16 protein-coding genes and 1 other RNA gene are annotated in these 19,964 nt (G+C 61.8%); 8 read left to right on the top strand and 9 right to left on the bottom strand.

The features are described from left to right. Position 1 precedes the first annotated feature (1 nt). From M8Q45_RS15665 to M8Q45_RS15690, 6 genes are all read left to right on the top strand, one after another. Positions 2 to 2,452, top strand: coding sequence for a heavy metal translocating P-type ATPase (locus M8Q45_RS15665; protein ID WP_249875486.1), 2,451 nt, complete (start codon positions 2 to 4; stop codon positions 2,450 to 2,452). 24 nt (positions 2,453 to 2,476) lie between these two features. Continuing rightward, positions 2,477 to 2,695, top strand: coding sequence for a cbb3-type cytochrome oxidase assembly protein CcoS (ccoS, locus tag M8Q45_RS15670; protein WP_249875487.1), 219 nt, complete (start codon positions 2,477 to 2,479; stop codon positions 2,693 to 2,695). Beyond that, positions 2,688 to 3,371: a sulfite exporter TauE/SafE family protein gene (locus M8Q45_RS15675; protein WP_249875488.1), complete on the top strand. Its 684-nt coding sequence runs from the start codon at positions 2,688 to 2,690 to the stop codon at positions 3,369 to 3,371. The genes ccoS and M8Q45_RS15675 overlap by 8 nt, the downstream gene beginning before the upstream one ends. A 559-nt stretch (positions 3,372 to 3,930) precedes the next feature. After that, entirely contained in the window at positions 3,931 to 5,313 is a 1,383-nt protein-coding gene (hemN, locus tag M8Q45_RS15680) for an oxygen-independent coproporphyrinogen III oxidase (RefSeq protein ID WP_249875489.1), read from the top strand. 94 nt (positions 5,314 to 5,407) lie between these two features. Next, complete coding sequence (gene fnr, locus M8Q45_RS15685) at positions 5,408 to 6,142, top strand: fumarate/nitrate reduction transcriptional regulator Fnr (RefSeq protein ID WP_030140892.1); 735 nt, start codon at positions 5,408 to 5,410, stop codon at positions 6,140 to 6,142. A 75-nt stretch (positions 6,143 to 6,217) separates the two neighbouring features. Next, positions 6,218 to 6,766 carry an adenine phosphoribosyltransferase gene (locus M8Q45_RS15690; protein ID WP_003183509.1) on the top strand — a complete coding sequence of 183 codons (549 nt, stop codon included), beginning with the start codon at positions 6,218 to 6,220 and terminating at the stop codon, positions 6,764 to 6,766. Positions 6,767 to 6,908: 142 nt separating this feature from the next. Here the strand turns inward: M8Q45_RS15690 and recR are convergent, their stop codons facing one another. The 4 genes from recR to dnaX form a co-directional block, all read right to left on the bottom strand. Continuing rightward, the gene (recR, locus tag M8Q45_RS15695; RefSeq protein ID WP_181286939.1) at positions 6,909 to 7,511 is read right to left on the bottom strand and encodes a recombination mediator RecR; all 603 of its coding nucleotides are present in this window, start codon (positions 7,509 to 7,511) and stop codon (positions 6,909 to 6,911) included. 66 nt (positions 7,512 to 7,577) lie between these two features. After that, positions 7,578 to 8,606, bottom strand: a complete 1,029-nt coding sequence (gene curA, locus M8Q45_RS15700; RefSeq protein ID WP_030140890.1) for an NADPH-dependent curcumin/dihydrocurcumin reductase — start codon at positions 8,604 to 8,606, stop codon at positions 7,578 to 7,580. 300 nt (positions 8,607 to 8,906) lie between these two features. After that, a complete protein-coding gene (locus M8Q45_RS15705) occupies positions 8,907 to 9,245 on the bottom strand; it encodes a YbaB/EbfC family nucleoid-associated protein (RefSeq protein WP_003183512.1) in 339 nt (112 codons plus the stop codon). A gap of 64 nt (positions 9,246 to 9,309) precedes the next feature. Further along, positions 9,310 to 11,391, bottom strand: a complete 2,082-nt coding sequence (gene dnaX, locus M8Q45_RS15710; RefSeq protein ID WP_249875490.1) for a DNA polymerase III subunit gamma/tau — start codon at positions 11,389 to 11,391, stop codon at positions 9,310 to 9,312. A gap of 142 nt (positions 11,392 to 11,533) precedes the next feature. Here dnaX and M8Q45_RS15715 point away from each other — a divergent pair, with 142 nt between their 5' ends. Continuing rightward, entirely contained in the window at positions 11,534 to 12,301 is a 768-nt protein-coding gene (locus M8Q45_RS15715) for a substrate-binding periplasmic protein (protein ID WP_249875491.1), read from the top strand. Here M8Q45_RS15715 and M8Q45_RS15720 read toward each other — a convergent pair. Beyond that, on the bottom strand, positions 12,253 to 13,995 hold the full coding sequence (locus M8Q45_RS15720) for a putative bifunctional diguanylate cyclase/phosphodiesterase (protein WP_249875492.1): 1,743 nt from the start codon (positions 13,993 to 13,995) through the stop codon (positions 12,253 to 12,255). The genes M8Q45_RS15715 and M8Q45_RS15720 overlap by 49 nt on opposite strands. Before the next feature lie 339 nt (positions 13,996 to 14,334). On the opposite strand from M8Q45_RS15720, the gene M8Q45_RS15725 reads away from it, so the two are divergent. Then, on the top strand, positions 14,335 to 14,649 hold the full coding sequence (locus M8Q45_RS15725) for a helix-turn-helix domain-containing protein (RefSeq protein WP_249875493.1): 315 nt from the start codon (positions 14,335 to 14,337) through the stop codon (positions 14,647 to 14,649). 181 nt (positions 14,650 to 14,830) lie between these two features. Here M8Q45_RS15725 and ffs read toward each other — a convergent pair. The 4 genes from ffs to ligA all read right to left on the bottom strand — a co-directional run bounded on the left by ffs (position 14,831) and on the right by ligA (position 19,861). Next, an RNA gene (gene ffs, locus M8Q45_RS15730) (signal recognition particle sRNA small type) lies at positions 14,831 to 14,927 on the bottom strand. Between the two features lie 573 nt (positions 14,928 to 15,500). Then, on the bottom strand, positions 15,501 to 15,926 hold the full coding sequence (locus M8Q45_RS15735) for a hypothetical protein (RefSeq protein ID WP_249875494.1): 426 nt from the start codon (positions 15,924 to 15,926) through the stop codon (positions 15,501 to 15,503). A 124-nt stretch (positions 15,927 to 16,050) separates the two neighbouring features. Beyond that, a complete protein-coding gene (locus tag M8Q45_RS15740) occupies positions 16,051 to 17,211 on the bottom strand; it encodes a zinc-binding metallopeptidase family protein (protein ID WP_249875495.1) in 1,161 nt (386 codons plus the stop codon). A gap of 292 nt (positions 17,212 to 17,503) precedes the next feature. Beyond that, the gene (gene ligA, locus M8Q45_RS15745) at positions 17,504 to 19,861 is read right to left on the bottom strand and encodes an NAD-dependent DNA ligase LigA (protein WP_249875496.1); all 2,358 of its coding nucleotides are present in this window, start codon (positions 19,859 to 19,861) and stop codon (positions 17,504 to 17,506) included. Between the last annotated feature and the right edge of the window lie 103 nt (positions 19,862 to 19,964).

Raw genomic sequence — 19,964 nt, forward strand, 5'->3', positions numbered from 1 at the left:
CATGACCACTCCACAACCCTGCTACCACTGTGCCCTACCCGTCCCTCCCGGCAGCCGCTTCACCGCCATTGTCCTCGGTGAGACCCGCGAGCTGTGCTGCCCGGGCTGCCAGGCGGTAGCCGAGGCGATCGTCGCCGGCGGGCTGGAAAGTTATTACCAGCATCGCAGTGAAGCGTCGGCCAACCCCGGGACCTTGCCCGTCCAATTGACCGATGAGCTGGCATTGTACGATCGCCCGGACGTGCAGCAGTCGTTCGTCCGCCATGAAGGCGACCTGTCCGAAACCACCTTGCTCATGGAAGGCATCAGTTGCGCGGCCTGCGGCTGGCTGATCGAAAAACACCTGCGCACCTTGCCGGCCGTGGCCGAAGCGCGGTTGAACCTGTCCAATCATCGCCTGCACGTTCGCTGGGCCGATGCCCGGTTGCCGCTGAGCACATTGCTCGCCGAACTGCGCCAGATCGGCTACGCCGCGCACCCCTACCAGGCCGATCAGGCCAGCGAACAGCTCGCCGCGCAGAACCGCCTGGCCCTGCGCCAATTGGGGGTGGCGGGGTTGCTGTGGTTCCAGGCGATGATGGCGACCATGGCCACCTGGCCGGAATTCAACATCGACCTGAGCCCCGAGATGCACACCATCCTGCGTTGGGTCGCGCTATTCCTGACGACGCCGATCGTGTTCTACAGCTGCGCACCGTTTTTCAAAGGCGCCATGCGCGACCTGCGCACCCGCCACCTGACCATGGACGTTTCGGTGTCCCTGGCCATTGGCAGCGCCTACATCGCAGGAATCTGGACCTCCATCACCGGTGCCGGCGAGTTGTATTTCGATGCCGTCGGCATGTTCGCTCTGTTCCTGCTCGCCGGCCGCTACCTTGAACGGCGGGCCCGGGAACGCACCGCTGCCGCCACCGCGCAATTGGTCAACCTGCTGCCCGCCTCGTGCCTGCGCCTGGATGATCACGGCCAGAGCGAGCGCATCCTGCTCAGCGAACTGCGCACGGGGGACCGGGTATTGGTCCAGCCCGGCGCGATCCTGCCGGCCGACGGCCGAATTCTCGACGGTCAGTCCAGCGTCGATGAATCGCTGCTGACCGGCGAATACCTGCCACAACCCCGCCAGGCCGGCGACGCGGTCACTGCGGGTACGCTGAATGTTGATGGCGCCCTGACGGTCGAAGTGCAAGCGCTGGGCCATGACACCCGGCTGTCAGCCATCGTGCGGCTGCTGGAACGGGCCCAGGCAGAAAAGCCGCGGCTGGCGGAAATCGCCGACCGCGCAGCCCAATGGTTCCTGCTGTTTTCCTTGATGGCCGCAGTCGCCATCGGCCTGTTGTGGTGGTACTTGGATGCGTCCCGTGCCTTCTGGATCGTCCTGGCGATGCTGGTCGCCACCTGCCCTTGCGCGCTGTCGCTGGCGACGCCGACTGCCTTGACCGCCGCCACCGGGACCTTGCACAAACTCGGGCTGCTGTTGACCCGAGGTCATGTGCTGGAGGGCTTGAACCAGATCGACACGGTGATTTTCGACAAGACCGGGACCCTGACCGAAGGCCGCCTGGCGTTGCGCGCCATTCGCCCCCTCGCGGCACTCGACAGCGACCAGTGCCTGGCCTTGGCTGCGGCGTTGGAAAATCGCTCTGAACATCCTATCGCCCGAGCCTTCGGTCGCGCCCCGCTGGCCGCCGAGCATGTCCAAAGCTTCCCGGGCCTGGGCCTGGAGGGTTCAGTGGGCGAGCAGCGACTGCGCATCGGCCATCCAGAGTTCGTCTGCGAACCGAGTGGCGCCGCGGTACCGGTGATGCCGGACGAACCCGGGCAATGGCTGCTGTTGGGGAATGATGTCGGACCACTGGCCTGGTTTGTCCTCGACGATCGTTTGCGCACGGATGCTCCGGCGTTGCTGGCCGCCTGCAAGGCCCGGGGCTGGCGCACGCTCCTACTGTCCGGCGACAGCTCGCCGATGGTCGCCAGCGTCGCCGCCGAACTGGGCATCGATGAAGCCCGCGGCGGCTTGCGCCCGGACGACAAGCTGGCAGTGCTCCAACAATTGCATCAACAAGGCCGCAAGGTGCTGATGCTCGGCGACGGGGTAAACGACGTGCCTGTATTGGCGGCGGCGGACATCAGCGTCGCCATGGGTTCGGCCACCGACCTGGCCAAGACCAGCGCCGACGCGGTATTGCTGTCCAATCGCCTCGATGCCTTGATCCATGCCTTCAGCCTGGCCCGGCGCACCCGTCGGGTGATCATCGAGAACCTGGTCTGGGCAGCGCTGTACAATGGGCTCATGTTGCCGTTCGCCGCCCTCGGCTGGATCACGCCGGTATGGGCCGCGGTCGGCATGTCCATCAGTTCGCTGACCGTGGTGCTGAATGCGCTGAGGCTGACCCGTCAACCGCAGGCGCAGGCTCTCGACGCCACGCCCGATACCCGTCCGCTGCCGGCCTGAGCCGCGCGGGCATGGAGTTCCGACATGCCAGCTCTCTACGTGATGATCCCGGCCGCGCTGCTGATCGTGGCCATCGCCGTGTACATTTTTTTCTGGGCCGTGGACAGCGGACAGTACGACGACCTCGACGGTCCGGCCCACAGCATCCTGTTCGACGACCAGGACCCGAACCACAAGGCGGCCGTGGACGAAGCCAGCGGCGAGGCCAAAAAACCGGACGACAAGGCGCCGCCCCATGCTTGACCTGGCACCGCTGCTGGTTTCAGCCGTCATCCTTGGCCTTTTGGGCGGCGGCCATTGCCTGGGTATGTGCGGCGGCCTGATGGGCGCCCTGACCCTGGCGATTCCCAAGGAACAGCGCAGCCGCCGCTTCCGACTGTTGCTGGCGTACAACCTCGGACGGATCCTGAGCTACGCTACCGCCGGCTTGCTGATCGGCCTGGCCGGGTGGGCCGTCGCCAACAGTCCGGCGGCGATGATCATGCGCGTACTGGCCGGTTTGCTGCTCATCGCCATGGGCCTGTACCTCGCCGGATGGTGGAGCGGCCTGACCCGCATCGAAAGCATCGGCCGTGGCTTGTGGCGGCACATCCAACCCGTCGCCAACCGCCTGCTGCCGGTGTCGAGCGTACCTCGGGCCTTGCTGCTCGGCGCATTATGGGGCTGGTTGCCGTGCGGATTGGTCTACAGCACCCTGCTGTGGTCCGCCAGCCAGGGCAATGCACTGGACAGTGCGCTGCTGATGCTCGCCTTCGGCCTCGGCACCTGGCCGGTGCTGCTCGCCACCGGGCTGGCGGCCGAGCGCGTCACCGCTGTGCTGCGCAAGCGCAGCGTGCGCATGGCCGGGGGATTGTTGGTGATTGTCTTCGGGATCTGGACGCTGCCGGGGCCGCATCAGCATTGGCTCATGGGGCACTGAGCGAGGAGCTTGCTCGCGCTGGCCTCTGTAGGAGCTGGCGAAGGCTCGGGCCGCGTTCGGACGATCTTTTGATCTTTCGCTTGGGACTCAAGTGTCCTTGGAAAGATCGCAGCCTCGTTGCACTCGGCAGCTCCTACTGCTCTGTAGGAGCTGGCGAAGCCTGCGATCCTTTGGTCTTCGCTTGGGATTCAAGTGTTCTTGGAAAGATCGCAGCCTCGTTGCACTCGGCAGCTCCCTACTGCTCTGTAGGAGCTGGCGAAGCCTGCGATCTTTTGATCTTTCGCTTGGGACTCAAGTGTCCTTGGAAAGATCGCAGCCTCGTTGCACTCGGCAGCTCCTACACAGCTCCTACACAGTTCCTACGCGGCTTCTACACCGCTCCTACACCGCTTCTACGGGGCGCAGCCGAGCGGGAGCAAGCTCCCTCGCCACCGGTCTTGAGTTGTATGGACTGACATCACCCTCGACGACTGCTGATGCCCCGTTGACGCAAATCAACACCCCCCTCCCCACGCCCCCATAGACTCGCCCCATGCCAGCCTATCCGGGGAACGCCCGCATGCTCGACGCCATTCGTTGGGACTCAGACCTGATCCGCCGCTACGACCTGGCGGGACCACGCTACACCTCGTACCCGACCGCGGCACAGTTCGGTAGCCAGGTGAGCTCGTTCGACCTGTTTCATGCCCTACGCGACAGCCGCAAGGCGCTCAAGCCGCTGTCACTGTATGTACACGTGCCGTTTTGCGCGAACATCTGCTACTACTGCGCCTGCAACAAAGTCATCACCAAGGATCGCGGTCGCGCCCATACCTACCTGCAACGCCTGGAGCAGGAAATCCAGCTGATCGGCTGCCATCTCGACCCCGCCCAGCGCGTTGAGCAACTGCATTTGGGCGGTGGCACCCCGACGTTCCTCAGCCACGACGAGCTGCGCCAATTGATGGCCAAGCTGCGCCAGCACCTGAACCTGATGGACGACGATTCCGGCGACTACAGCATCGAGATCGACCCTCGCGAAGCCGACTGGTCGACCATGGGTCTGTTGCGGGAATTGGGTTTCAACCGGGTCAGCGTCGGCCTGCAAGACCTTGACCCAACCGTGCAGCGCGCCGTCAACCGCCTGCAAGGCCTGGAAGAAACCCGCGCCGTGATCGAGGCCGCGCGGACCTTGCAGTTTCGCTCGATCAACATCGACCTGATCTACGGCCTGCCCAAGCAGACGCCGGATAACTTCGCGCGCACCGTCGAGGAAGTCATCAACCTGCAACCGGACCGCCTCTCGGTGTTCAATTACGCCCACCTGCCGGAACGCTTCATGCCCCAGCGGCGCATCAACAGCCAGGACCTGCCAAACCCCGAGCAGAAACTCGCCATGCTGCAAGGCAGCATTGAACAACTGACCGCCGCCGGATACCGCTACATCGGCATGGACCACTTTGCCCTGCCCGACGACGAACTGGCGATCGCCCAGGAGGAAGCGACGTTGCAGCGTAACTTCCAGGGCTACACCACCCATGGTCACTGCGACCTGATCGGCCTCGGGGTGTCGGCCATCAGCCAGGTCGGCGACCTGTACTGCCAGAACAGCAGCGACCTGAACCATTACCAGAACACATTGGCCGATGGGCAACTGGCAACCAGTCGCGGACTGGCGTGCAACGCCGACGACCGGGTACGCCGTGCGGTGATCCAGCAGCTGATCTGCCATTTCATCCTGGCATTCGCCGAAATCGAGCAACGCTTCAATATCGACTTCCCTGGCTACTTTTCGTCGTCATGGCCGCAATTGCAGACAATGGCCAACGACGGCCTGATCGAATTGACGGATACCCACCTCAAGGTACTGCCTGCCGGGCGCCTGTTGGTGCGCTCGATTTGCATGGTGTTCGACGCCTACCTGGAGCAACAAAACCGGCAGCGTTTTTCCCGAGTCATCTGAGCGCGACAATTTGACGGCAATGCCGCACTGGCCGGAGTGTGTGCGCTGAGTTACCCTTACGTCTAATGTGTGTTTTCCCACAAGGATTTAAGAAATGTCCGAGCCTGTCAAATCGCGCGCTCATAACCAGGCCCATTGCAAGGACTGCAGCCTGGCCCCTCTCTGTCTGCCACTTTCGTTGAACCTGGAAGACATGGACGCGCTGGACGACATCGTCAAACGGGGACGTCCGTTGAAAAAAGGTGAGTTCCTGTTCCGCCAGGGCGATGCCTTCGACTCGGTCTATGCCGTGCGCTCGGGTGCCCTGAAGACGTTCAACCTGAGCGACGGTGGCGAAGAACAGCTCACCGGGTTCCACCTGCCCAGTGAACTGGTGGGCCTGTCCGGCATGGACACCGAAAGCCATCCGGTCTCGGCCCAGGCGCTGGAAACCACTTCCGTGTGCGAAATCCCCTTCGATCGCCTGGATGAACTGGCCATACAGCTGCCGCAGCTGCGCCGCCAGTTGATGCGAGTGATGAGCCGAGAGATCCGTGACGACCAGCAAATGATGCTATTGCTGTCGAAGAAGACCGCCGATGAGCGCATCGCGACGTTCCTGGTCAACCTCTCGGCGCGCTTTCGTGCCCGTGGGTTTTCGGCCAACCAGTTTCGCTTGAGCATGTCGCGCAACGAAATTGGCAACTACCTGGGCCTGGCGGTGGAAACCGTGTCCCGGGTGTTTACCCGGTTCCAGCAGAATGAATTGATTGCCGCCGAAGGCAAGGAAATCCATATCCTTGATCCGATCCAGCTCTGCGCCCTGGCCGGCGGCTCGGTCGACGGCTGATGCGCTTGCGCGGCTGAGGCTTTCGCCTCGCCGCGCTATACTGCCGCGTTTGCAGCCAGCCAGGACACCTCGACGATGGTCTTCGACTCCTTCGACATCAAATCCCTGATCCGCCCCGTGATCGATTTCCCCAAGCCAGGCGTGATCTTTCGCGACATCACACCGTTGTTCCAGTCCCCCACGGCCCTGCGGTTGGTCATGGACAGTTTCGCCCACCGTTATGTCGAGGCCGAGTTCACGCACATCGGCGCGATGGATGCGCGGGGCTTCCTGATTGGCTCGATCCTGGCCTATCAGTTGAACAAGCCTTTGGTGCTGTTTCGCAAGCAAGGCAAACTGCCGGCCGACGTGTTGGCCGAGGGTTACCAGACCGAGTACGGCGAAGCTTTCCTGGAAGTGCACGCGGACAGCCTGTGCGAAGGGGATTCGGTGGTGATGTTCGATGACCTGATCGCCACGGGCGGCACGTTGATCGCCGCCGCCAACCTGATCCGCCGCATGGGTGCGAAGGTCCACGAAGCGGCCGCGATCATTGACCTGCCGGAGCTGCTCGGCTCCCAGCGCCTTGAAGACATGGGCATCCCGACGTTCTGCCTGACGCAGTTTTCGCTCAGCGAAAAATAACGCTCAAGCGATGAATAACCTGTGGGAGCGAGCTTGCTCCGGGCGGCGTTCCGACGATAGCGGTGTGTCAGCCAACACGGATGTTGGCTGATCGACTGTCATCGCGAGCAAGCTCGCTCCCACAGGGGCTTGGGTGTGGCGGTTACAACGCGATCGGCTTGCGCCCGGCAAACGAATGCGCCAGCGTCCCGCCGTCCACCAGCTCAAGCTCCCCACCCAGCGGCACGCCGTGGGCGATGCGGGAGGCGACCAGGCCTTTGTTACTGAGCAATTGAGCGATGTAATGAGCGGTGGCCTCGCCTTCGACCGTCGGGTTCGTGGCGAGGATGACTTCGGTAAACGTGCCCGCCTCCTCGATCCGCGCCATCAACTGTGGAATGCCAATGGCTTCAGGCCCCAAGCCGTCGAGCGGGGACAAATGCCCCTTGAGCACAAAGTAACGGCCACGGAAACCGGTCTGCTCCACGGCATACACGTCCATCGGCCCCTCCACCACACACAGCAGGCTGTCGTCCCGGCGCGGGTCGGCGCATTGCGGGCACAGGTCGTCTTCGGTCAGGGTCCGGCACTGGCGGCAGTGCCCTACCCCTTCCATGGCCTGGCTCAAGGCCTGGGCCAGACGCGACCCGCCGCTGCGATCACGCTCGAGCAATTGCAACGCCATGCGCTGGGCGGTTTTCTGACCCACGCCCGGCAAGGTTCGCAGGGCATCGATCAGTTGGCGGATCAAAGGGCTGAAGCTCATCGAGGAAACGTCCGACATAACAACGAGACGCGGTTTATACCCGCGCCTCCGATTAGCGTCAAATACTCAATCGCGCGCTACCCGCACGACCAACTTGCCAAAATTGCGCCCTTCCAGCAGGCCGATGAACGCCTGCGGCGCATTCTCCAGCCCGTCGACAACATCTTCGCGGAACTTGACCCTGCCGTCGCGCACCCAGGGCGCCATGGCGCTGATGAACTCCGGCTGGCGGTCTCCGTAGTCATCGAACACGATGAAACCCTGGATCCGCACGCGCTTGGTCAACAGCGTGCGCTGTAGCTGCGGCAGGCGATCCGGGCCACTTGGCGGCTGATGATCGTTGTAGGACGCGATCAAGCCGCAAAGCGGGATGCGCGCCTTGGCGTTGAGCAACGGCAGCACTGCTTCAAAGACCTTGCCGCCGACGTTTTCGTAATAGATGTCGATGCCTTTATCGCAGGCCCGAGCCAGCTCTTCGGCAAAATTCGCGCTCTTGTGGTCGATGCAGGCGTCGAATCCCAGCTCATCGACCACGTATTTGCATTTTTCACCGCCGCCGGCCACGCCCACCACACGCAGTCCCTTTATCTTGGCGACCTGGCCCACCACCGAGCCCACGGCGCCCGAAGCCGCCGCCACCACCAGGGTTTCTCCCGCCTTGGGTTGGCCAATGTCCATCAACCCCATGTAGGCGGTCATGCCGGGCATGCCCAATACACCCAGCGCCATCGAAGGGCTCGGCAATCCTGAAGGGATGGGAATGACATTGCGCCCATCGCTGATGCAGTGGCTCTGCCAGCCCGTAGCGCCCACCACCAGATCGCCCTCCTGGAATTTCGGGTGCATCGAGCGCTCCACTCGACTGACGGCACCACCCGTCATCACTTCGTCGATTTGCACCGGAGCGGCGTAGGACGGTGCGTCACTCATGCGCCCACGCATATAGGGGTCCAGGGACAGGAACAGCGTCTTGAGCAGGATTTGCCCTTCGGCCAGATCCGGCAACGTCATGTGTTCAAGGCGAAAATTTTCAGCAGTTGGCGCGCCTGTGGGGCGCGAGGCCAGCACGATGCGCTGGTTGGAAATCGATGACATGGGGCGTCTCCTTGTTCGTTGAGCGGACACGTATAGGGAGCAGACCATTGCCGAGGGGACGGCGTTCGATGTTTGTTCGGTTGGACCGCAGTGGCCGCATCGTCGGAACGCCGCCCGGAGCAAGCTCGCTCCCACAGGGTTCATGGGTGAACACATATCTTGTATTCATCACAATTCACTGTGGGAGCGAGCTGGCTCGCGATAGCGATCTGGCACCCACCGCTATCTCTGGATCAGAAACAAAAATGCCAGGCGCGATGCCTGGCATTGTGTGTAGCCCATCCCGACCGGGATGGCGAATCAGAACGGCAGTTTCATGCCCGGCGGCAATTGCATGCCCGCGGTCATGCCGGACATCTTGTCCTGGCTGTTGGCTTCGATCTTGCGCACCGCGTCGTTGACGGCAGCGGCGAACAGGGCTTCGAGCATTTCCTTGTCGTCTTCGCTCAGGCCTTCGACCACGCTCGGATCGATGCTGACGCGCTTGATGTCATGGCGACCGGTCATGACCACGGTCACCATGTCGCCACCGGACTTGCCGGTGACTTCGGCGTTGGCCAGCTCTTCCTGCATCTTGGCCATTTTTTCCTGCATCTGCTGCGCCTGCTTCATCAGGCCGGCCATGCCACCTTTCATCATGGGAATCACCTCGAAAGTACTTGGATAAACAACGCGCCCGGCCTGCACGGCCCGGCGCCTTCAGTTATGAGCCCTGGGGGACCGGGGCCTCGACAGGTTCGATAGTATCGTGACGGACCACGGCGCCGAACTGTTGCATCATCTGCTGGATGAACGGATCGTTGTGGATCGAGTCCTCGGCTTCACGCTGCCGGTCGGCACGGCGACGGGACGCGGCCTGGGCCGGCGTCTCCTGCTCGGGCTTGATCAGCTCGATGGTCAACGTCAGGGTGCGCTGATGGTACTGGTTCAGCGCATCGTTGAGGCGACGCTGCTGGGTCGCGTTGAACAGCGCGCTGTGGGCCGGGTCCAGGTGCAGCAACCAGTGGTCACCCTCCACCGAGATCAGCGTGCAGTTGGCGGCAATGCTGCCGGTCATGCCACTGATCTGCAACTTGGGGAACAGCTCCAGCCATTGCAGGGCCAGCCCGGTGGCGGGCATTGCCGCCGGTTCCGGCTCGGGCTCCGGGGCCGGCTCGGCGGCATGTTCGCTGGCCAGGTCGTCCAGGTAGCTGTAGGCCGAATCCATGTCCGGCTCGATGTAATCCTCATCCAGCGGCGGCTCGTCGTCCAGGTCAATGCCCGGCGTGGCGACATCGACGTCCACCACTGTCGGCTCGGGCATCGGTGCAGCCACCCACTCCGGCGCGTCAGGCACTGCGCTGTCCGGCGTCGGCATGGGCATCGGCGGCAACTCAGGTTGCTCGGCCACGGTCTCCAAAACGGGCTCGACGGCCGGTTGCTGGACAACTTCCGGCTCGACCGGGTCGTTCCATGGCAGGTCGATGACTTCTTCGGCGACGGCCTCGGGAACCGCCTCGACGACCGGTTCGGGCTCCGGCTCAGGCGTGACGACAACAGGTGCCGGCGCCGGAATCGGCTGGGCTACAGGCGCCACCGCCGCCGGAGCAGAAGCCGCTGCCGGCGCAACCACGGGCGCGGCAGCCACTGGCTTGGCGGAATCAGCTGTGGCCTGGCTGATCCCCACTGGCTTTAGCGTTTGTCTCGGCGCGTCCGGCGTATCGGCGGGCCGGAACGCAAGCATCCGCAGCAAGACCATTTCGAAACCGCCTCGCGGGTCCGGTGCCAGGGGCAGGTCGCGACGGCCGATCAGGCCCATCTGGTAATAGAACTGCACGTCCTCGGCCGGCAGCGCCTGGGCCAGGGCCAGTACGCGATCACGGTCGCCATGGCCGTTGTCGACGCCTTCAGGCAAGGCTTGGGCGATGGCGACACGGTGCAGCACGTTGAGAATTTCCGAGAGCACGCCATTCCAGTCCGGCCCCTGCTCGGCCAAATGACGCACCGCTTCCAGCAGCGCCTTGGCGTCGCCTTCGATCAATGCGTGCAACACGTCATAGACCTGGCCATGATCCAGCGTACCGAGCATCGCCCGCACATCGGCGGCCATGACCTTGCCTTCGCCGAACGCGATGGCCTGGTCGGTCAGGCTCATGGCGTCGCGCATCGAACCATCGGCGGCGCGGCCCAACAGCCACAGCGCGTCGTCTTCGAACGGCACGTTCTCGACGCCCAGCACGTGGGTCAGATGCTCGACCACGCGCTCCGGCGTCATGTTCTTCAGGGAAAACTGCAAGCACCGCGACAGAATCGTTGCAGGAAGTTTCTGCGGGTCGGTGGTCGCCAGGATGAACTTCACGTAGGGCGGCGGTTCTTCGAGGGTCTTGAGCAGCGCATTGAAGGAATGGCTGGAGAGCATGTGCACTTCGTCGATCAGGTAGACCTTGAAGCGCCCACGGCTCGGCGCGTACTGCACGTTGTCGAGCAGTTCGCGGGTGTCCTCGACCTTGGTGCGGCTGGCGGCGTCGATTTCGATCAGGTCGACAAAACGGCCTTCGTCGATTTCCCGGCAGACCGAACATTCGCCGCAGGGCGACGAGGTAATGCCGGTTTCACAGTTCAGGCACTTGGCGATGATCCGCGCGATGGTGGTCTTGCCCACGCCACGGGTGCCCGTGAACAGGTAGGCATGGTGCAGCCGCTGGCTGTCCAAGGCATTGATCAGAGCCTTGAGCACATGGGTCTGGCCGACCATTTCGCGGAACGAGCGCGGACGCCATTTACGTGCAAGAACCTGATAACTCATCGAAAACCGTCGCAACGAAGGAACATAAGCGGCTAATGCTAGCGGAGCAGGGGCGAAATTGCATCCGGTGTGCTCGTCTAATCTGGCTAAGCTAGGTTGAGCGGCTCGGTTGTCGACACGTTTTTGTACGTCAGGAGAGTTTATGCGTTCGGCCATGGGGGCTTTGCTGTTGTTGGGAACGGGGTGTTTCGCTGACGACGCACCCTTGCGCTTCGCCATTACCGATGGCTGGGCCATGCCCATGGTGCAGATAGAGAGGGGCCGTCCAACCCAGGGCATCCTGCCGGATGTCATGACCAGCCTGGCGACCCGGGTGGGCATGCCGGCGCAATTCCACGTGCTTTCCCGCGCGAGGCTCGACGGCGCCATGGAACACGGTGAAATAGACATGCGGTGTTACGTCTCGCCTGATTGGGTGGACGACGACGGGCTCGACTACCTGTGGAGTGTCCCGCTGTTCTTTCAACGCGATGTGCTGGTCGGCTCGGCCAGCGCTCCGGAGAAAACCACCCCGGCGGCACTGGCCCCGCAATCGATCGGCACCGTGCTCAGCTATAGCTACCCAACCTTGCAGCCTTTGTTCGACAGCGGCCATCTTCGGCGCGACGACGCACGCAGCCAAGAACAGGTGCTGGCGAAACTGCTGGCGGGGCGTTACCGCTATGCCGTCAGCAATCAATGGGCGCTGGACTGGTTCAACCAACACCACACCGCTGACCGGCAATTACACGAAGTGGCGGTGCTCCAGGAACAGCAACTGAGCTGTTACCTGCGCAATGACCCGAAAATCCCGGTGCAACGCATTCTGCAAACCTTGCAGGAGATGAAGGCATCTGGAGAAATCGACGCGATCATCCAGCTTTATACCGGCCGCAGCGACGGGCCGCAGGCCAGCGCCGCTTCGCTCTGATCGCCTGGCCGGGCCTGCCATTGGGACGGTGGAATAAACGTCTTGACCCAGCCCGGTACCTGTCTGGCCGGCATCGGTCGGGCGATGAAGTAACCCTGGGCCACTTCACAGCCAAGGCCCAGCAGGAGCAGCCCATGTTCCAGGCTGTCCAGCCCCTCCGCGACCACCTGCCGACCAAATGCCCGGGCAAGGCCGATCACCGCCTCGGTCAAGGCCAGGTCGTCCCGGTCGTTGAGAATATCGCGCACGAACGTCTTGTCGATCTTGATGGTTTGCGTCCGCAGGTGCTTGAGGTCGTTGAGCGAACAATTCCCCGTACCGAAGCCGCCCAGGGAAAAGCCCACGCCCAAGGCCTGGCACGCCTGGAGGCAAGCACTGACATGCGCCAGGTTTTCCACGGCCACCGACTCGACGATCTGCAGGTCGAGCATGCGCGGCGACACCGCCGGATGCCGTTCCAGTACCTGCCGCAGCCGCTCGACAAAGTCCGCCCGCTGGAAATGCCGCGCCGAAATATTGATGCTGACCGGCCAGCCCGGTCCCGTCCGTTGCCATTGTTGCAGCTGGGTCAACACTTGCTCCATGACCCATTCGCCGATGTCGACGATCAGATCGGTCTCTTCCACCAACGGCAGGAATTCCCGTGGCGGCACCAGGCCTCGCTGTGGATGCTTCCAGCGCAACAAGGCCTCGAGTCCGACCACCATACCGTCGCGCATATTGACCTTTGGCTGAAAATGCAGCCGCAATTCGTTGTCGGCCAGCGCCTGCCGCACCCGCTCTACGGTCTGGTACGTGGCCCGCACTTCCTTGTCCCTGGAAACGTCGAACAGATGGAAGCGATTGCGACCGCTCTGCTTGGCCACGTACATCGCCTGGTCGGCGTGGCGCAGCAGCGTGTCGGCGTCTTCGTTGTCCCACGGAGACAGCGTGACACCGATGCTGGCAAAGACGTTGATGGCCTTGCCGTCGATGACATAAGGCATGGAAACCGCGATCAGGACCCGGTTCAACGCCGCGTGCAATTCGTCCATCCCGCGCACATGGCGCAACACCAGGACGAACTCATCCCCGGCCAGTCGCGCCACGACGTCTTCGCCACGCACGATGCTGCGCAGGCGCCTGGCGACTTCCACCAGCAGCCGATCGCCGCTGGCATGGCCATATCCGTCGTTGACGGCCTTGAAGCCATCGAGGTCGAGCATGCATACGGCCAAGGGCAGGTTTTCCACCCGGGAAAACGCCAGGGCCTGGTCCAGCAGTTCGGATAAATAGGTGCGATTGGGCAAGCCGGTGAGCACGTCGTGACCGACACGCCATTGCAAGGAATGCAGCAACCGACGCTTCTCGCTGACGTCAAAACGAATCGCCAGATAACGCTTGATCTTCCCTGTCGCTTCGTCGATCACCGGCACCAGGGTGGTATCGACCCAATGCAACGCCCCATCCTTGGCCCGATTACAGATCTCGCCCTTCCAGATCTTGCCCAAGACGATGGTGCGCCACATGGCGCTGAAGAATTCACTGGGATGTTGGCCCGAGTTGAGCACGCGATGGTTTGCCCCAAGCAACTCATCCCGACCGTAGCCAAACAGGCTGCAGAATTGATCATTGACGTAAGTGATGCGCCCGCTCAAATCGGTTTCGGAAAAGATCGCGGCGGCGTCAACAGCCCTGCGGTACTTCTTATCCATCGAAGCAGTCATCCATGAGTCAGGCTCGTTTGTCGCGCACGGTTGCACCGCCCCCGCAGAGGCGAAAATCAACTAGGCTCAAATACCTTGAGAAAGCTGGAGCATGGACGCTGGCGGTGCGACCTGAAAAGCTCCAGGCCCCGCCCTGTGTCGCTGCTAAAGAAGCGCGAGCCCCGGTCTTTCCTACACCCGGGCTCCTGAAGCAGGTCACCAAAATACCCATGCCAAAGGCCGATTCTACGAAACACATCACTTTTTGCAAAGCAAGGTGATGGAACGAGCGGTTGCCTAATGCGAAGATCTATCGTTAAGTTCTTGATTCTGAATGGGAATTAAGCGATGCGAATTTCAAGTCTGGGTCCAGCCATCAGACGCTACCGCAAAGTAGCGGGGCTCACTCAGGCTGAACTTGGCGAAAAAACCGGTTTCGACCCCAAAACCATCAGCCGCTTCGAAACCGGCGCCTACACCCCGAGCGTCGAAGCCCTGTTCCTGTTTGCCGACGCGCTGGACGTCCAGCTCAAGGCATTCTTCGCCGACATGGGCGACGAAGACGAGCAGCGTGCGTACCTGTTCAATGTCATTCACAAAGCCACCCCTAAGGACCTTGGGAAGCTGATTGCGGCGGTTGACCAGGCGTTGGCCAAGCCTTGATGCAATGAAAGGAAACAGGGGGTGCCGACGGCACGGTTCGGCCTCCTTGAAGGCGCTCGACTGCCTTGTCCGCGAAAATCAGGGCAGCAGAAAGCACCGATCGATATCGATCAGCAAAACAATAAGAAATTTTGAGTTTGGCAAACCTTGCGAACGAAGGCCTGGGGCGTTATGGAGGCAACCCCACCAGCCACACCCCGGCACACAATGTTCCCGCTGTGGCTGCTTCCTTCCGGATCTGACCAGGTTCACGGGTAATCGTTGCGGGGGGACCGATGGGGTCACCATAACGACGCCCGCCTGACGGCGAGCCGCGCCATTGTACCTATCTGACAAGAAGTTACAACCGTTCGTGTCGGATTAAAAAACTGAAGGTGTTCAAGCACTTGCTGTGAGAGCAAAGCGTGCTCGCAATGGCGTAGGCACATCAGGCATGGAGGCAAGTTGACCCACCGCTTTCGCGAGCAAGCTCGCTCCCACAGGGGCTCGGGGATGGACGTCGATTCTGCGAACACCCGAGCGCCTGTGCGAGCTTGCTCGCGAAGGCGTCGGGACATTCAACATTGATGCAAGCTGACCTGTCGCTTTCGCGAGCAGGCTCGCTCCCATAGGAGCTCGGGGCGGGCAAGACTTACACTGAGCATTCACAACTTGTTGAAACTTTTAGTTGCCACCCAGGTTTTGCTTGCCCCTCTTCAATCAGCTAAAGGAAAAATTGATTGGCAGGCTCAATCAAAATAAATGGCATCACTTAACTTTTAAGGCCCCAGTACCGCCCTATCACCGACACCGTATTGAACAATACGACCGGACCAAAAAACTTAAATCTAGTCTTTACAATCTATCAACGTTCATGATGCCGAGGTGCTACAGACCACCACCGGACAAAATGGCCCATGTTCGTGATTGTGGTTCATGGCCCGAACTTGAACATTGTAAAGAACCGGTTGTGTGCTCCCATCGACGCCTATTTCATGCCGGTACCAGCCACGATCATCCGCCGGCACTTGGGTTCCGGGGACAGGGATTGACTGCCCACCCACCACCTTAGTCACCTTGAACGTATGCCCGGCCAGCTGATCGGGCCTGACATTATCCGAAATTTGCCAAACCAATATAATCGAGTATTTGGTCTGTCCAGCCTGAGAAAGGTTTCGAGGCTCATTGGGAATGACCACCGACTTATCCGCATTATCCGTATTATCCGTATTATCCGTATTATCCGTATTATCCGTATTATCCGTATTATCCGTATTATCCGTATTATCCGTATTCACGATATTTCCCTCTACAAAATAGAATGTTCATTTATGGCCGTTGTAGAGTAGGAAGAAATTTGAGTGGATGGAACTATCAGAACAGATAGTGCCAATTCAGCATCACCCGACGTTTTATCAAATGCTACAGCAGCACCTCATCCGCCCGTCCGCCCTCCTCCTGGATCACCAGGTGAATGAAGTGCAGCTTGGTGATGACGGCGGCCGGTACGACGAACGGGTAGAAATCCGGCTGGCCCATGCTGCGGGAGAGTTCGTTGAGCATGCCGGCCAGTTCGATCCAGGCGTTGACGAATGACAGGAACGCCGTGCCGCCCGTGTGCCCGGGATCAAACAGGGTGTCGGGCGGGAACGGCTGGTAGTCGAAATCCATTTCCCGCGCACTCATGCCGAAGCCCAACGCCGTGTCCACCGCGTCCATCATGTGCAGGTAGTGAGCCCAGGTCTCGGCCCAATCCTCCCAAGGATGCATGGTGGCGTAGGCGCTGACGTAGTGGGTTTGCCAATCCAGCGGCGCCCCTTGTTGGTAGTGCCGCTCCAAAGCTTCGGAATAACTGGCGCGTTCATCACCGAACAACGCACGAAACGGTTCCAGCCAATGACTGTTGGCAACCAACCGATCCCAATAGTAATGGCCGACCTCGTGGCGAAAATGCCCGAGCAAGGTGCGATACGGCTCGTGCATCTGCTGGCGCACGTGCTCGCGATGAGCATCGTCGGCTTCTTTGATATCGAGCGTGATAAGCCCACTGGCGTGCCCGGTCGTCGGCGGTTTTCCGTCGGGATCGACGCCGATGAAATCGAAGGCCAGGCCGATGTTGTCGTCGACGGTCTTGGGAATGACCGGCAAGCCGAGGGTGATCAACTGCGCCACCAGGCGGCGCTTGGCCGTTTCAACCTTGCGCCAGCGCTCGGGGTTTTCCGGGAGCGACAGGTCAGGAATCGTGCGGTTCAAGCTGCAGGCGATGCACAACGTGTCTTGTCCGTTGGCGGGAAGCAGCCAGTTGCAGGCTGCAGGGGTATCGAGATTGGCGCAGCGGCGGAACAGCCCGGCCTGCGGGTCGGCATCCAATGTCCAGGTATCAGGCTGCTCGCCGGGCTGGAGGGACGACAGTCGACTCTGCTCCGGCTGATAGCCCAGCGCCGCCAGGCAGGCCAGGCACTGGCTGTTGCGAAAGAACAATGACTGGCCGCAACGGCACGGCCAGACCTTGCTGTTGCGTGACCGGTCACCGAGGAACGGCGCGGCGATGCGCGAGCTCAATTGTTCGAAGAAGCGGTACATGGCGATCTCTCCCTGGAGCCTGCAAGACTAGATCACCTTAGGTTCATGATCGTTCCAAAACGCTGGGTCACAGCACCGATAAGCCGTGGCGAAGGAGCTTGCTCCCGCTGGGCTGCACTGTAGGAGCTGTGTAGGAGCTGCCGAGCGAAGCGAGGCTGCGATCTTTCCCCAGGCACTCGAGTCTCAAGCGAACGATCAAGATCAAAAGATCGTCCGAACGCGGCCCGAGGCTTCGCCAGCGCCTACAGAGCCCAGCGGGAGCAAGCTCCCTCGCCACAAAAGCCGAGCGCCCTCAGACCGGGATGCCATGGTCTTTCAGAAAATCGACAAACGCTTGTTCGTCGAGCACCTTGAGCCCCAGCTCATTGGCTTTGGTCAACTTCGACCCCGCCCCTGGCCCGGCCACCACGCAGTGGGTTTTTGCCGACACGGAACCAGCCACCTTGGCCCCCAGGCTCTCCAACTTGTCCTTGGCGACGTCGCGACTCATCAGCTCCAGCGAACCGGTCAATACCCAGGTGTGCCCTGCTTCGGGCAAGCCTTCCACGACCTTTTTCTCGCTCAGCCAGTGCATGCCGAAATCCTCCAGTTGCTTCTCTGCAGCCAAGGCCTGCTGTCGATTGGCAGCGACAGCGAAGAACTCACGCACGGCGTTGGCCTGTTTTTCCGGCAGCGCCTGGCGCATGTCCAGCCAGTCGGCGTTCATGACCGCGTCGAGGGAACCGAACTTGTCCGCCAGTTTTTGCGCGCCGCCTGGGCCGACTGAAGGAATATGCAGCTTGTCGAGGAAGCCGCCCAGGGTCGTGCTGGCAGAGAACTCCGCGCCCAACTCGCCCTGGTCCTGAATTTCCAGGCCATGGCGCAGCAGATCCTTGATGACCTGGCGATTGTGCGGGTCTTCAAAGAAGCTGTGGATCTCATGGGCGACCTCCAGCCCCACATCCGGCAGGTACGTCAGTACTTGGGGCAACGCCGCCTGCACGCGCTCCAGCGAACCGAGGGAGCGGGCCAGGACCTTGGCGGTCTCCTCGCCCACGTCCGGGATGCCGAGGGCGTAGATGAAGCGCGCCAGGCTCGGCCGCTTGCTGTCGACGATGGCCGCCAGCAAGTTCTTGCTCGACAGCTCGGCGAAGCCTTCCAGGTCGACGACTTGCTCGAACGTCAGCGCATACAGGTCGGCAGGCGATCCCACCAGCCCTTCGTCAACCAACTGCTCGACGCTTTTTTCGCCCAGGCCTTCGATGTCCATCGCCCGCCGCGAGACGAAATGGATGATCGCCTGCTTGAGTTGCGCGCCACAGGCCAGGCGACCGACGCAGCGGTATACGGCGCCTTCGCTGACGGTCTCGCGGCCCTTGCTGCGCTTGATCAGCTGCGTACGCTCGACCTGGGAACCGCAAACCGGACACTGCTGCGGCACGGCCACCGGACGGGCATCGTCCGGACGGCGCTCGGTGACGACTTGCACCACCTGCGGGATCACGTCGCCGGCGCGGCGAATGATCACCGTGTCGCCGATCATCAGGCCCAGGCGCGCCACTTCGTCCATGTTGTGCAACGTGGCATTGGCCACCGTCACGCCGGCCACCTTGACTGGCTTGAGCCGCGCCACGGGTGTGACAGCACCGGTACGGCCGACCTGGAACTCGACGTCGAGCAATTTGGTGAGTTCTTCGCTGGCGGGGAATTTATGGGCGATGGCCCAGCGCGGCTCGCGGGCCCGAAAACCCAACTCGCGCTGGGAGGCGATGCTGTTGACCTTGAACACCACGCCATCGATTTCGTAGGGCAGCGAATGGCGTCGCTCGCCAATGTCGCGGTAGTAATCCAGGCATTCGTCGATGCCGTGGGCCAGCTTCAGCTCACGGCTGATGGGCATGCCCCAGGCCTTGAGTTGCTTGAGATTGCCAATGTGGGTGTCGGCGATGTCCGACGTCACCTGGCCGATGCCATAGCAGCAGAATTCAAGGGGACGGTTGGCCGTGATCCTGGAGTCCAATTGGCGCAGGCTGCCGGCTGCTGCGTTGCGCGGGTTGGCGAACGTCTTGCCGCCCGCCTCCAGTTGCGTGGCGTTGAGGCGCTCGAAACCGGCCTTGGACATGTACACCTCGCCGCGCACTTCCAGCACCGGCGGCCAACCGCTGCCCTGCAGCTTGAGGGGAATGTTGCGCACCGTGCGCACGTTGACGCTGATGTCCTCGCCCGTGGTGCCGTCACCGCGCGTGGCACCGCGCACCAGCATGCCGTCCTGGTACAACAGGCTGACCGCCAGGCCATCGAGCTTCGGTTCACAACTGTATTCCACCGCCGCACCGCCGCCGAGCAAATCGCCTTGGGGCAGGTCGAGGCCTTCCGTCACCCGTCGGTCGAACTCGCGCATGGTGGTTTCGTCGAACGCGTTGCCGAGGCTGAGCATCGGGATCTCATGACGCACCTGGCTGAACGCCGACAGCGCCACGCTGCCGACTCGCTGGGTCGGGGAGTCGCTGGTCACCAGTTCCGGGTGCTGCTCTTCCAGGGCCTTGAGTTCGTGGAACAGGCGGTCGTATTCGGCGTCTGGAATGGAGGGCTCATCGAGGACGTGGTAGCGATAGTTATGCTGATCCAGCTCGGCGCGCAGCTCTAGGATGCGGGTTTCAACGGCGTTCATGGTGTTCTCTCATAAAGCAAAAGAGCAGCCTGGGCTGCTCATTCTCAACTTCGATCGCTGCAGGAGCCGTAGGAGCTGCCGAGTGCAACGAGGCTGCGATCTT

Source organism: Pseudomonas sp. T1.Ur (assembly GCF_023516725.1).
Taxonomy (GTDB): domain Bacteria; phylum Pseudomonadota; class Gammaproteobacteria; order Pseudomonadales; family Pseudomonadaceae; genus Aquipseudomonas; species Aquipseudomonas alvandae.

Bases quoted from the DNA above. Each gene is read 5' to 3' on its own strand.
- M8Q45_RS15725 (WP_249875493.1), top strand. From the start codon at position 14,335: ATGCGAATTTCAAGTCTGGGTCCAGCCATCAGACGCTACCGCAAAGTA.
- hemN (WP_249875489.1), top strand. From the start codon at position 3,931: ATGCTCGACGCCATTCGTTGGGACTCAGACCTGATCCGCCGCTACGAC.
- M8Q45_RS15740 (WP_249875495.1), bottom strand. From the start codon at position 17,211: ATGTACCGCTTCTTCGAACAATTGAGCTCGCGCATCGCCGCGCCGTTC.
- curA (WP_030140890.1), bottom strand. From the start codon at position 8,606: ATGTCATCGATTTCCAACCAGCGCATCGTGCTGGCCTCGCGCCCCACA.
- ccoS (WP_249875487.1), top strand. From the start codon at position 2,477: ATGCCAGCTCTCTACGTGATGATCCCGGCCGCGCTGCTGATCGTGGCC.
- M8Q45_RS15665 (WP_249875486.1), top strand. From the start codon at position 2: ATGACCACTCCACAACCCTGCTACCACTGTGCCCTACCCGTCCCTCCC.
- M8Q45_RS15705 (WP_003183512.1), bottom strand. From the start codon at position 9,245: ATGATGAAAGGTGGCATGGCCGGCCTGATGAAGCAGGCGCAGCAGATG.
- dnaX (WP_249875490.1), bottom strand. From the start codon at position 11,391: ATGAGTTATCAGGTTCTTGCACGTAAATGGCGTCCGCGCTCGTTCCGC.
- recR (WP_181286939.1), bottom strand. From the start codon at position 7,511: ATGAGCTTCAGCCCTTTGATCCGCCAACTGATCGATGCCCTGCGAACC.
- M8Q45_RS15715 (WP_249875491.1), top strand. From the start codon at position 11,534: ATGCGTTCGGCCATGGGGGCTTTGCTGTTGTTGGGAACGGGGTGTTTC.
- fnr (WP_030140892.1), top strand. From the start codon at position 5,408: ATGTCCGAGCCTGTCAAATCGCGCGCTCATAACCAGGCCCATTGCAAG.
- M8Q45_RS15675 (WP_249875488.1), top strand. From the start codon at position 2,688: ATGCTTGACCTGGCACCGCTGCTGGTTTCAGCCGTCATCCTTGGCCTT.
- ligA (WP_249875496.1), bottom strand. From the start codon at position 19,861: ATGAACGCCGTTGAAACCCGCATCCTAGAGCTGCGCGCCGAGCTGGAT.
- M8Q45_RS15690 (WP_003183509.1), top strand. From the start codon at position 6,218: ATGGTCTTCGACTCCTTCGACATCAAATCCCTGATCCGCCCCGTGATC.
- M8Q45_RS15720 (WP_249875492.1), bottom strand. From the start codon at position 13,995: ATGGATAAGAAGTACCGCAGGGCTGTTGACGCCGCCGCGATCTTTTCC.